At 46.6% G+C, this 11,149-nt stretch carries 12 protein-coding genes; 8 read left to right on the top strand and 4 right to left on the bottom strand.

Going from position 1 to position 11,149, the window contains the following annotated elements; all coding sequences use genetic code 11:
* Positions 1 to 268: hypothetical protein (locus tag ACQY3H_RS04430; protein WP_428075256.1), on the top strand; the 268-nt coding region annotated here is incomplete at its 5' end.
* Positions 269 to 324: 56 nt separating this feature from the next.
* On the opposite strand, the gene ACQY3H_RS04425 is transcribed toward ACQY3H_RS04430, so the two are convergent.
* Both ACQY3H_RS04425 and gltA read right to left on the bottom strand, forming a co-directional pair.
* Positions 325 to 1,179 carry a sulfide/dihydroorotate dehydrogenase-like FAD/NAD-binding protein gene (locus ACQY3H_RS04425; protein ID WP_428075254.1) on the bottom strand — a complete coding sequence of 285 codons (855 nt, stop codon included), beginning with the start codon at positions 1,177 to 1,179 and terminating at the stop codon, positions 325 to 327.
* Between the two features lies 1 nt (position 1,180).
* A complete protein-coding gene (gltA, locus tag ACQY3H_RS04420) occupies positions 1,181 to 2,572 on the bottom strand; it encodes an NADPH-dependent glutamate synthase (RefSeq protein WP_428075252.1) in 1,392 nt (463 codons plus the stop codon).
* Between the two features lie 92 nt (positions 2,573 to 2,664).
* On the opposite strand from gltA, the gene ACQY3H_RS04415 reads away from it, so the two are divergent.
* On the top strand, positions 2,665 to 2,979 hold the full coding sequence (locus ACQY3H_RS04415; protein WP_428075250.1) for a YtxH domain-containing protein: 315 nt from the start codon (positions 2,665 to 2,667) through the stop codon (positions 2,977 to 2,979).
* Between the two features lie 112 nt (positions 2,980 to 3,091).
* Here ACQY3H_RS04415 and ACQY3H_RS04410 read toward each other — a convergent pair whose 3' ends face one another.
* Both ACQY3H_RS04410 and ACQY3H_RS04405 read right to left on the bottom strand, forming a co-directional pair.
* Complete coding sequence (locus ACQY3H_RS04410; RefSeq protein ID WP_428075248.1) at positions 3,092 to 4,030, bottom strand: glycoside hydrolase family 3 N-terminal domain-containing protein; 939 nt, start codon at positions 4,028 to 4,030, stop codon at positions 3,092 to 3,094.
* A gap of 9 nt (positions 4,031 to 4,039) precedes the next feature.
* Positions 4,040 to 4,900: an alpha/beta hydrolase gene (locus ACQY3H_RS04405; RefSeq protein ID WP_428075246.1), complete on the bottom strand. Its 861-nt coding sequence runs from the start codon at positions 4,898 to 4,900 to the stop codon at positions 4,040 to 4,042.
* Between the two features lie 90 nt (positions 4,901 to 4,990).
* Between ACQY3H_RS04405 and ACQY3H_RS04400 the strand changes: the two genes are divergently transcribed.
* The 6 genes from ACQY3H_RS04400 to ACQY3H_RS04375 all read left to right on the top strand — a co-directional run bounded on the left by ACQY3H_RS04400 (position 4,991) and on the right by ACQY3H_RS04375 (position 11,129).
* Complete coding sequence (locus ACQY3H_RS04400) at positions 4,991 to 6,052, top strand: Gfo/Idh/MocA family oxidoreductase (protein ID WP_428075244.1); 1,062 nt, start codon at positions 4,991 to 4,993, stop codon at positions 6,050 to 6,052.
* Entirely contained in the window at positions 6,052 to 7,209 is a 1,158-nt protein-coding gene (lpxB, locus tag ACQY3H_RS04395) for a lipid-A-disaccharide synthase (protein ID WP_428075242.1), read from the top strand. The genes ACQY3H_RS04400 and lpxB overlap by 1 nt, the downstream gene beginning before the upstream one ends.
* 2 nt (positions 7,210 to 7,211) lie before the next feature.
* A complete protein-coding gene (locus ACQY3H_RS04390) occupies positions 7,212 to 8,663 on the top strand; it encodes a RelA/SpoT family protein (protein WP_428075240.1) in 1,452 nt (483 codons plus the stop codon).
* Positions 8,660 to 8,971 (top strand): hypothetical protein, encoded by a 312-nt coding sequence (locus tag ACQY3H_RS04385; RefSeq protein ID WP_428075238.1) that lies wholly within the window; start codon positions 8,660 to 8,662, stop codon positions 8,969 to 8,971. Before ACQY3H_RS04390 ends, ACQY3H_RS04385 begins: the two co-directional genes overlap by 4 nt.
* Positions 8,972 to 9,063: 92 nt before the next feature.
* Entirely contained in the window at positions 9,064 to 10,449 is a 1,386-nt protein-coding gene (locus tag ACQY3H_RS04380; RefSeq protein WP_428075236.1) for a peptide MFS transporter, read from the top strand.
* Positions 10,450 to 10,580: 131 nt separating this feature from the next.
* Positions 10,581 to 11,129, top strand: a complete 549-nt coding sequence (locus tag ACQY3H_RS04375; RefSeq protein ID WP_428075234.1) for a type IV pilin protein — start codon at positions 10,581 to 10,583, stop codon at positions 11,127 to 11,129.
* The last annotated feature ends 20 nt before the right edge of the window (positions 11,130 to 11,149 follow it).

Here is an 11,149-nt window from a genome sequence, read left to right as displayed (position 1 = left end):
AGGTTTGACTCCTAAAGAGCAACGTCAGTTAACTAAGCAGATAAAGGCCCTTACCAAACAAGCAAGGAAAGAAATTCTTAATGCCTGGAAACAAAAAGAGCTGACGTTACCGGAATTACAAATTCAGTATACAGACATTTATAACAATCTGTGGTTACAAATCGAAACGGTGCTTAGTACCTATGTCAAAGACGACAAGCCTTCATCAGAAGTTACCATCAAAGGTATAATGGAAATAGATGAAGACAATGAACTTGGAATTCAATAGGATAACTAAATTCTAAAAAAGCCCTGCTTGATAGCAGGGCTTTTTGGTGCCAAATTTTAATGCAACCCACATTTACAAACGTGGTCTTTGCGGAAGTTTTCCAAACTTTCTTTTTCAAGCGGTTTATATTCGCTGGTGCGGCGGATGAGTTCGTCAAAATCAATCGTGCTGGCGGGGAACATCGGCCCTTCCACACACGCAAAACGCACTTTGCCTTCCACCGTCACACGGCAACAACCGCACATCCCCGTACCGTCTAGCATAATCGGGTTCAAACTGGCATAGGGAGTAATGCCCAACTTATCCATTAAACGCGCGGTAAATTTCATCATAGGAATCGGCCCGATAATAAATCCGGCATTTATTTTTTCGCCGCCGTCATGCAACGCTTGGATAGCGTCGGTTACCATGCCTTTCATTCCGTGTGATCCGTCGTCCGTAGCGCAGACGGTTTTATCGCACAGGGCAGTCATTTCCGGCTCTAAAATCAACAGTTCTTTTGTGCGCGCGCCGAGTACCGCAATCACGCGGTTACCCGCTTCTTTTAACGCGCGGGCAATGGGGTACACTTCGGCAATACCTACCCCGCCGCCGACTACCGCCACAGTGCCGTACTTTTTAATTTCCACGGGAGTGCCAAGCGGCCCGGCTACGTTCAAAAATTGATCCCCTTGGTTAAGCGAATTAAATAGCGACGTGGATTTACCGATGGCTTGGATAATAACGGTAATCGTACCTTTTTCTTTATCCCAATCCACCAGCGTAACCGGCACACGTTCGCCGCCTTCGCGCCCGCGCAAGATGACAAATTGCCCGGCTTTAGCCGATTTGGCAATCAGCGGTTTGTAAATCACAAATTTAACGACTGCACTATTTAATTGTTCTTTGATTAAAATGGTATTTTCTTGCATATTATTTTCCCCCATTGAGATACTTGTTAATACGGCGGGCGGCTTCAATACCGTCTTTCATAGCAAGCAGCACCGTTGCTCCACCGCGGATAATATCTCCCCCCGCATATACACCGGGGATAGAGGTTTTGCCTTCTTCGTCTAACGCTAAAACGCCGCGCTCCGTTGTTTTCAACTGCGGGGTGGTTTTGGCGATAATCGGATTGGGCCGTTGGCCGATAGCCACAATGACCGTATCGGCGGGAAGTATAAATTCCGAGTTAGGAATTTCCACCGGCCGGCGCCGACCTTTGGCATCCGGTTCGCCAAGTTCGTTGCGGGTACATTTAATGCCGGTAACGTGCCCGGTTTCATCTTGTAAAATTTCTTTGGGCGTAATCAGGTAATCAAACGCCACCCCTTCTTCCTGCGCGTGCAATACTTCGGCCGCGCGGGCAGGCATTTCAGCCGCACTTCGGCGGTAAGCCACGGTAACGCTGTCCGGCCCTAAACGCATGGCACAACGCGCTGCGTCCATTGCGCTGTTTCCGCCGCCCAACACTACCACACGTTTTCCGATACGGATAGGCGTATCGGTCTGCGGAAATTTATAAGCCTGCATTAAGTTGACGCGCGTTAAAAATTCGTTTGCGCTATACACGCCAACGGCACTTTCGCCGGGGATACCGAGCATGGTGGGAAGCCCTGCCCCGCTACCGATATATACGGCATCAAATTGTTTTAATAAATCTGCTACCGTTTCGCTGGCGCCGACAAGCACATCGGTTTGAAATTTTACGCCCATTGATTGAACGGTTTTAATTTCATTATCAATTACTTCACGCGGCAATCTAAAAGACGGGATTCCGTAACGAAGCACTCCGCCAAACGCGTGCAAGGCTTCAAAAACGGTCACGTCATGTCCGGCGCGCGCTAGTTCCGCCGCCGCCGCGATGGACGACGGGCCCGAACCGATACACGCTACTTTTTTGCCTGTTTTTTGAGCGCAAACGGGGGCTTGCAATAACCCTTCTTTGCGTGCGGTGTCGGCGGTGTAACGTTCCAACATGCCGATATTGACCGAGCCGAATTTTTCTTTTAACACACAGTTTCCCTCGCAATGTTTTTCTTGCGGACAGACGCGTCCGCAAATAGCGGGGAGCAAACTGGTTTCCATAATTTTAGCAATCGCTCCGCCGACGTTACCGTCTTTTAACAAGGCAATAAACGCCGGAATTTGCACTCCTACCGGGCAGTTGGCCTGACAACGTGCATTAGCACAATGCAAACAGCGGTTGGCCTCGGCTTGGGCTTCTTCTTTGGTAAAAATTTGGGCAACTTCTTCAAAATTCTGCTTACGCACTTCGGGTGCAAGTTGCCGGCCGTTTTGGCGCGGGGATGACGGGTTTGGCATATTTTTTCTCCCTGATTTTTTCCACTGGCAAAAAAAATCTTTTGTTGTATAATATCTATATAACATTATACAAACTAAACAAGGGGGCTATTATGTGCAACAGAAATGCTGAAACCGGACTCGCCGCTTTTTTACTGGGAGCGGTAACAGGAATTGCGTTAGGGCTTTTGTTTGCGCCCGCCAAAGGCGAAACAACCCGCCGCAAACTTAAACGCTGGGCGGACGATACGTATGAAGAACAAAAAGAATATGTATTGGAACACGCCGGCCATGCACGCGAAAAAATCGCCGAACATGTAGAAAATGCGCGTGAAAAAATTGCCGAAGGCAAAGAAAAAGTAATGAAAGAATGGAACAAACGCAAAGACGAAATCTCTGCCAAGTTCCACAAAGAAGAAGAAAAGTAATTTAGCGATACTTTCCCATTAAAACCCCCGACAGGAAACGAATAAACTTTCGTTTTTTGTCGGGGGTTGTTTTATTAGATTATTATAACGTTCTTACAGTCTGCCCTAATACTTAAAATGATTTGCGTGCTGCTTCAAATGCTTTGGAAATACTCTCCGGTTCCGGGCCGGAAGAAACTTTGCTGATAAACATTTCGTGATTAGAAATGGCTTGCACCATATTATCAAACAAAAGCCCACGGTTCACTTCGCGCTCAATGGCGGCGATCACACCAAAAGCATCACGCGGGGCCAAAATATTTTCCACACCGGCGTGCAACATTTTGACGGCACTTGCTTCTTCGTAGCGAAGCCGCGCCGCATGTAACGGAAATCCCATAATACATCCTTTGTAATTAAGCCGCTTGCGAAGGAGCCCCTTAATTACTTTGTCGGACAGACAGGCCTGATTGTCGTTATCTATATTGACAAAAGTCATGTCTGACGGCATAACCGCATCGGTACGGCGAAACAAATTTTTATATGGGATAAACTCGGCATCCTCTAATTGCACCAACGTTTTTAATGCGCCGGATACGCCGGGAAAATACTTTACGCACGTCAGCGCACCCGCATTGGAAAGCCCCGCGAGCATATCTCCCGCCAAGCGCGAAACAATAGCCGGATCATCGGAAATAGATGAAGCCGCATACCCTAAATCTACGATGGGCGCAAGCACCCAATCTAACCCGACCGCGCGGGCCATACGTCCCAGCAAATTACCTTTGCGGTACGCTGCTTCCGGGGAAGAATATTCAACAAGAGCACGATTTTTAGGTAGGGCGGGTGCATCTTTAATTACTTCACTCAAATCGTCTTTAATATCTGCGCAAAACAGGAGCCGCCCATAAGGAGAAACCGCATTAAGACGTTGCGTCAGTTTTAATGTTTGTGCCGCTGTTCCGCCGTACAAACAAAATCCGCCGACACCCATCCGCGCCAATTCTTCGGCTTGTTTAATATCGCTCTGTCCAAACCAAAATGCAGGGAAAACAATGCGTGCCGGTTTCATAATGGCTCCTTATAAAACAGAAGGGACTAATGCTTCTTCCGTATCTGAAGGTAAAATGGCTACCCCATCGGTTTGTTCATGTGTATCTACTTCCACCGGAGTATCCGCAAGCACTTCGGGGCGTTGGGGTGTTTTAATCCATTGGACAACGGACGGAATCAAATATTGGTTTAACATGTCGTGTGATGTTTTATCGTACGCCGTTAAAAAAGTGACTTTGCCATTTTCCGGCCCCGTCGTTAAATACGCCACATTACGAATAACGCTCGCTTCCAAAAACATTTTTTTATCGGCCGCCCCCGCCGCAATCAGTACATTCCCCTTATATAACCGCATGGCCGGAATAGATAAGACATCACGCACGTTTGCCGTCGGGCTAATCAGGGCCAATAGTGCGGTATCGGGCCAAAATGTCATACTTTTAGCGGCTACATTCGCGCCCAAGCCGGCACCCAAAACGCATAAATCTTCGTCTTTCACACCTTTTTTATGTAAAAATTCTATGGCCGCATCTACATCACGTGTCATTTTGTTAAACGGATTATCCACTCCTTCGCGTTTGAACGACGAGGCTTTCCCGCCGCCGACACTTTGCCCATATCCGCGCAAATCTAACGCTAAATAACCGATTCCTTCCGGGGCGAGTGCATTTTCCAGAGCGGAAAAGGCTTCTTTATTTTTTCCGCCGTCATGCAATAACACAACCGTTTTTTGCTCCGATTGAGCGGGAAGATAAGCCGCCGCTAACGCCCAACCGTCTTTAGTAGATAACGTTACGGGGGTGGCTTTCGGCGCGGCGTAGAGAACGGCTGTGCCAAAAAGCACGCCAAGACAACTGACTAAAATTGTTAAAATTCGGTTTCGTATCATATTTATATTATACCACTAAAACCGCCGTTACTTTTTTCCGTACGCGAAGTCGCCCCAGAATTAAGTATAATAAAAAATAGAGAGTATTTTATGGCAGAAGAAAAGAATATACGTTTTGGCGTTATCGGTGCCGGAAAAATCGGCACATTTCACACACGCACCTTAGCAAAAATGAAAGGTGTTACGTTAGTAGGCGTTTGCGACCCCGACCAAATGCGCGCGCAAAAACTCGCCTGGGAACACAATTGTACCCCCTACACGCACCCCGAAGAATTACTCGGCCAAGTGGATGCGGTAATCATTGCCGCGCCGACTCCGCTTCACCATAAACTCGGCATGTTATTTTTGGAAAACGGCATACACACCCTTGTAGAAAAACCGATTGCCGTGACTATGGAAGAAGCACGCGATTTAATTCAAGCCGCCAAAAAACATGATTTGATTTTGCAAGTCGGACACGTGGAACGCTTTAATCCCGCCGTGGTAGAAGCGCGCAATTACATCAAAGATCCGCGCTTTATTACCATCACCCGCCAAGGGCCTTACGACGGGCGCATGGCACACATCAGCGTAGTGCTGGACTTGATGATTCACGATTTAGATTTACTTTACACCTTGATCCCCAGCGAAGTTATTAACGTAGAAGCCGTGGGACTTAGCGTGTTTTCCCCACACGAAGATATTGCTAACGTGCGGTTGCATTTTGAAAACGGTGCCGTGGCCGACATTACTGCCAGCCGCGCCAGTTTTGAACGCGCCCGTTTTATGCATGTGTTCCAACCAGACGGTTATGTTTCCGTAGATTTTATGAACGCACGCGTTAAAACGTACCGCAAAGAAAAACCCGTTGTTAATGCCATGAGCGATTTAACGGTTAATTATCCTAAAGTAGAGAAACAACTTCCCATTACGTCTGAAATTTTACACTTTATGGATTGCATCCGCACCGCCAAAACCCCCGCCCCCAGCGGAGAAAAGGGTTCTAAAGCGTTAGATTTGGCGTTGCACATTTTAGAAAAAATGAACCGTTTTGATATTCCCAAAACCGGCCACTTACACACCCCCAAACCGCTCCAAACGCTCACGACCGTGGCGCGCGCCGCGCAAACCGTGTTTGATGAAGCGGTTGGCAAACTCAAAGGAGATAAATAATGTCCACCGTTACCCCGATTGATAAAAACATTTTAATCGTAGCCGGCGATGTATCGGGCGATATTCACGCGGCCGGCTTAATTCGCGCCTTAAAAGCGGCAGATCCGCAAATTCATATTACCGCTATCGGCGGGAAAAATATGCAACCGCTGTGCGACGATTTTTGGTATGACTTGGCCAGCAAAGGCACTAACGGATTTATTGAACCGCTTAAAAAAATGCCGTTGTGGATTAGTTTAGTCAACCGTATCCGCGAATATATGGAAACAAAAAATCCGATTGCGCTAATCGTGGTGGACTTTTACGGATTTAATCATCAAGTATTGGAAATGGCTTTTCACCGTCACATTCCGGCATACTATTATGTAACGCCGCAAGTGTGGGCCAGCCGCCAATACCGCGCTAAAAAATTAGCCAAACTCACGCGCAAAATGTTTGTCATCTATCCGTTTGAGCCGGCGTTTCATCAAAAATTCGGCGGTAATGCGGTATTTTTGGGTAATCCGCTTTTAGATTTACTTCCCGCACCGCTGGAAAAAACTTACGACGTCAAAGATGCTAAAAACCACGCGTGGCAATTAGGGCTTTTACCCGGCAGCCGCGGCGGAGAAATCAAACGTTTGGCCCCGGTTTTTTATCAGGCATTTAAGAAAGTTTTGAAAGAATTTCCCAACACGCAAGCCTCTATGTTCCTACTGCCGGATGCGGATGAAACAAAAATTGCCGAAATGATCGGCGAACCGCTCCATAAACAATTTCATTTTGTCAAAGACAAAAATTACGAGAAACGCAGCCAAATGGATTTTTTACTTGCGTGCTCAGGCACAGCCACCTTGGAAAATGCACTCTTGGGGGTGCCGATGGCCGTAGCCTATAAAATGTTTTGGCCGACGGCACTGATTGCCGGGTTAGTCATCAAAGTACGCTATATTTCACTCGTGAATTTGCTGGCGGATAAGCCGCTTGTACGGGAGCTGATTCAACATCACGCCACCCCCACCGCATTAGCCGCCGAAACAATGGCGATGTTCCAAAATCCCCGGTTGCTCGCCGATATGCGTAAGCAATTACTTACGTTGCGTGCCGAATTAGGGGAACCCGGTGTCGCTCAGCGAGCCGCACAGGAAATTTTGAATGATTTACAACAGAAAAACTAATTATGCAAGCACCTGATTTACCCGCGTTACTTCATAAATTCAAAGAGTATAACCCTACTCAAGATACGTCCCTTATTGAGAAGGCCTACCACTTTGCCGAAAAAGCACATGCCAACCAAAAACGGGAAACGGGCGAACCGTATTTTATCCATTGTCAGCATGTGGCCAACATCTTAATGGATTTCAATTTGGATGCAGATACCATTTGCGCCGGGCTGTTACACGATACCGTAGAAGATACTTCTATTACATTGGACGATCTGCGCAAAGAATTTAACCCGCAAGTAGCCCACATGGTGCAAGGGGTAACGAAAATCAGCGACTTAAAATTTTCGTCCACCGACGAAGAAACTGTGGAAAATTGGCGCAAAATGTTAATTGCGGTAGCCGAAGATGTGCGCGTTATTTTAATTAAACTCGCCGACCGCACCCACAACATGCGCACGTTAGACGCGCTCCCCCCCGAGCGGCAAAAATTAAAAGCCTACGAAACTATTTCGCTCTATGCGCCGCTTGCCCAGCGGCTTGGGATGTTCACCATTAAAACCGATTTGGAAGATTTATCGTTTAAGTATTTGCACCCCACCGAATATGCCAATTTGAAAAAAGAAGTAGAAGCACGCACCGCCGACCGGCAAGCCGCGTTGGAACACTTTAAGGCCCATTTAGAGCCGGCCTTAAAAGAAGCGCAGTTGAACTCGCGCATTTTGGCACGGGCGAAAAATTATTATTCTATTTATCGCAAAATGCAAAGCCAACATTTATCGTTTGCGGAAATTCAAGATTCGTTAGGTGTACGTATCATTACTAAAACCGTGCAAGACTGCTACCGCGCATTAGGCGTTGTGCATAGCGTATTTAAGCCGATTGCCGGTACATTTACCGACTATATTGCCACGCCCAAAGCCAATATGTATCAAAGTATCCACACAACGGTCGTGTCACCCGACGGGGATATTATTGAATTGCAAATCCGTACCGAAGAAATGCACCGCACCTGTGAATATGGTATCGCGGCGCATTGGCGCTATAAAATGGGTAACACCAAGCAAGATAAAAACTTTGATGAAAAAATTAACTGGATACGCCGCTGGATAGAGTGGCAACAAGACTTAACCGCCCCGCGCGAATTTTTGGAAGGTTTCAAAACCGACGTCAACTTGCAACAGATTTTCGTTTTCACTCCGCAGGCAGACGTCAAATCGTTACCGGTCGGCTCTACGCCTATTGATTTTGCCTATTCCATTCATACCGATATCGGCAACCACTATGTAGGGGCCAAAGTCAATAACCGTATGGTGCGTATGGACTACACGTTCAAAACGGGCGACGTGTGCGAAATTATCACGCGCAAAAACGGTGAGCCGAAACAAGATTGGCTCAACTTTGCCAAAACTGCCGCCGCACGCAGCCATATTAAACGTTTTTTACGCAGTAAAGGAATCAAACTATGAACCCGGTTACTTGCAAATCATGCCACTTACTCGTGGACGAAACCGACAATTATTGCCGTCATTGCGGGCGCAGTTTGAAGCCGGGCCATGGGTTTTGGTATTCACACAGCGGAATCATTTTATTGATGCTGGTGTTAGGGCCGTTTGTATTGCCGCTGGTGTGGATGTCCAAACGGTTAGGGCTAACCGCTAAAATCATTTACAGTATCATTTTGGGACTCGTAGGCTATTATTTTATAGTAGCCTGTTACCGCATCTTCCAACTCACGCAAGAAGCCACGCAACTACTTATCGGCGGCGGTTTCTAAAAAAATCAGGCAGATACCCCCATATATTTTGTAAAATATAAGATAGTTGTTTATTTCTATTTTTTATTCATATAAGGAGAAGAAAACGAAAAATGACTGACGAAGAAGTAAAACATAACGTAACCAAAACAGGCCACCCGAAAGGCTTATATATGCTTTTCATGGTGGAAATGTGGGAACGTTTCAACTACTACGGTATGCGGGCGCTTTTGTCGCTGTTCATGATCAGTACCGTAATTGGGTTTAGCAAGGCTACATCCAGCAGAGTATATGGGATATTTACGGCCCTAGTTTATTTGACGCCGGTACTTGGCGGCTACCTAGCGGATCGTTATATCGGCAAACGCCACTCCATTACGATCGGTGCCATTTTGATGGCGATGGGTCAATTTACCTTGGCCTCTTATGAAATCATTAACCCGATTGTTGCCTTGGGAACGGGGCTTACGCTTATTATTATCGGAAACGGTTTCTTCAAACCGAACATTTCTACGATTGTAGGTGAACTGTATGAACCTAACGATGTACGCCGTGACGGTGGTTTTACCATTTTCTACATGGGTATTAACATTGGGGCATTCTTTGCACCGTTTATCTGCGGATTCTTCGGCGAGCCGACCGACTTAAACAACGTCTTGGAAGCCTATAAATGGAAATATGGTTTCATGGCTGCCGGATTCGGGATGCTTATTGGTTTAGTATGGTACTTACTTTCTCAAAACAAATACTTGGGCCATATCGGGTTGTTACCCGCTACCAAAGCCGATGCCATTAAAGACCCGACCGAAATTGCCAAAGCCAAAGAAGCCGAAAAACCGCTCTCGCAAGAAGATTGGGATAAAATCAAAGCGATTTTCACCTTTACGTTCTTTGCGGTATTCTTCTTTACGTTCTTTGAACAAGCGGGCACTTCGCTTAACTTCTTTGCAGCCGAAGCCACTAACCTGACGCCGACGTTGCCGTTTATCGGGAAAATTACGTTGAAAGCCTCGTACTTCCAAGCCATTAACCCGATCTTCGTGGTACTGTTTGCGCCGCTGTTTGCTAAATTGTGGATTAGACTCGGTTCTAAAGATCCGTCCATCCCCACAAAATTCGGTTGGGGGTTATTCTTACAAGGTATCGCTTTTGCGATTATCGCCGTAGCCGCTTCCTTGTATCAATCCAGCGGCCCGGTCAGCGCCTTGTGGTTAATCTTTATGTACATGTTCTGCACGATGGGCGAACTGTGCTTAAGCCCGGTGGGGCTTTCCATGGTTACCAAACTGGCCCCTGTTAAATTCATGTCCTTGTTTATGGGTATATGGTTAATGGGTTCGTTCTTCGGTAACATTTTAGCCGGTATGCTCGCCAGCCAGTACGAATCGTGGAGTTTAGCCACGTTGTTCTCTGTGCCGGCCATCGGATCCATGCTATTTGGTGTGATTATGTGGATAATGACCCGCAAAATCTTACACTGGATGCATGGGGTACATTAAGTAGTTTTCAGACACAAAAAAGGCCTTCGTAAAGAAGGCCTTTTTTTACGCCTGATAAAAGAGCGCCCCTTGATAATAGCCTATAAAAACAATAAAATATCCGTAGAAAATTACGAAAAAGGATATCCAACATGAAAAACACCCAAGCATTTACGTTAATTGAACTGTTAGTAGTAGTTTTAATTATCGGTATTTTGGCCGGCGTGGCGTTGCCGCAGTATAATAAAGCGGTAGAAAAATCACGCTCGGCGCAAGCACTCACACTGTTAAAATCTACGTATGATGCGGCCACTGCTTATAATTTAGCCAACGGTACACATGCCACTTCTATTGATGAATTAAGTATAGATATCCCGTGGACGGGAACAGCCAAATGGACTTCTTCGGTGGACGGCGATGCCAAATCTAACGGGGAATGGAGTCTGCAGTTGTATAATGCCACCGGGGGCCAAGAACCGGGGGTTTCGGTCGGGCATATTAGCGGTAAATATACGGGATGCGGATTTATGATCTATTTATCAACAGCCCAACATTCTTTGCCTAAAGAAGTGCCTCTTTGCGTAGAGCGCATTTCCGGCGGTTACAGTTTTTCCGGCACAGCAGGTTCTTACTGTACCCAAATAATGAAGGGCTCTTTTATTGCGGGAAATCCCCAATTGCGTTGGTACACGATGCCTTAAACGAAACATCCCTTTTATCT

This window comes from Candidatus Avelusimicrobium luingense, from assembly GCF_902757105.1.
Classification (GTDB): domain Bacteria; phylum Elusimicrobiota; class Elusimicrobia; order Elusimicrobiales; family Elusimicrobiaceae; genus Avelusimicrobium; species Avelusimicrobium luingense.
The sequence above is the reverse complement of the archived record's forward strand: the minus strand, read 5'-3'. Positions and strand labels throughout refer to the sequence as shown.